The sequence below is a fragment of the Vibrio sp. YT-18 genome, assembly GCF_033337345.1.
Lineage (GTDB): Bacteria > Pseudomonadota > Gammaproteobacteria > Enterobacterales > Vibrionaceae > Vibrio > Vibrio alginolyticus.
Genome location: NZ_JAWOQO010000292.1, coordinates 1 through 1,027, shown reverse-complemented (window position 1 = coordinate 1,027; position 1,027 = coordinate 1). Strand labels below are relative to the sequence as shown.

Annotated in this window: 2 protein-coding genes; both read right to left on the bottom strand. The window is 43.8% G+C overall.

Features of this window, described 5'->3' with window-relative positions:
• Nucleotides 1-33 precede the first annotated feature (33 nt).
• A complete protein-coding gene (locus R7M72_RS26070) occupies nucleotides 34-513 on the bottom strand; it encodes a DUF2780 domain-containing protein (protein WP_017449005.1) in 480 nt (159 codons plus the stop codon).
• A gap of 138 nt (nucleotides 514-651) precedes the next feature.
• Nucleotides 652-1,027, bottom strand: a 376-nt coding sequence (locus R7M72_RS26065; protein ID WP_318056589.1) for an FKBP-type peptidyl-prolyl cis-trans isomerase, incomplete at its 5' end; no start/stop codon positions are given.

Here is a 1,027-nt window from a genome sequence, read left to right as displayed (position 1 = left end):
TCTATTTCGGTGGGGATTTCGCTTAAAGCGAATTTACTTACCGCTCGTCCATAGACCGCTTAAAGACTTCAATAATCCCTCACTTGCTCCTTGCTCATTTAGGTAACCTAAAATCACTGGTGCAAATTGGCTGATCATCGATGGGTCTAGTCCTAGTGCATTAAATGCGCTTTGTACGGCACTCAAGCTTTCGATGTTACCTAACAGGCTTTGTGCACCTTTCAAGTTGGATAATCCAGGGATCAATGACTGCAATTCCGTGCTGTTTTGTTGAGACAGTTGGCTTTGAGCAAGTGCAATTAGGGCACTGCTGCCACCTGCAGCTTGTTCTGTCGAAACTGGTAGCTGACTCGTTAGTAGCTCAGTAAGAGGTGAAGATTCTGCATTTAGGCCTTGGCTTACCATATCCATAAGACCATTTTTGCTGCTCTTATCTACGACAGTGTCCAAAAACGCATGTGCGCTGCCAATATTCACTGATAGGAGAGCTAAAGTTAGGAGAGTTTTACGCATAGTACCTCCGACGGTTGAGCGTTTTAACTTATTTGTTGTATTTATTTTTTTAGGTCATCTGACTGATAACTTCTATTATTTTATAAAAAAAGCGGCGCTAATGCGCCGCTTTATGTAGGTTATTGAGAAAAGTCTCAATTATAGAATGTCTAGTAGCTCAACTTCGAATACTAGTGCTGCGAATGGAGGGATTGCAGCGCCTGCGCCACGTTCACCGTACGCAAGGTCTTGTGGGATGTATAGTTTCCACTTAGAACCTACAGGCATTAGTTGTAGAGCTTCAACCCAACCTTTAATTACGCCAGTTACTGGGAACTCAGCTGGTTGGCCGCGAGATACAGAGCTGTCGAATACTGTGCCGTCTGTTAGTTCACCGTGGTAGTGAACACGTACAGATTTATCAGCTGTTGGGATTTCGCCAGTACCTTCAGTGATGATTTCGTACTGTAGGCCAGATTCAAGAACATTAACTTCTGGACGTATAGCGTTGTCTTTTAGGAACGCTTCACCATCA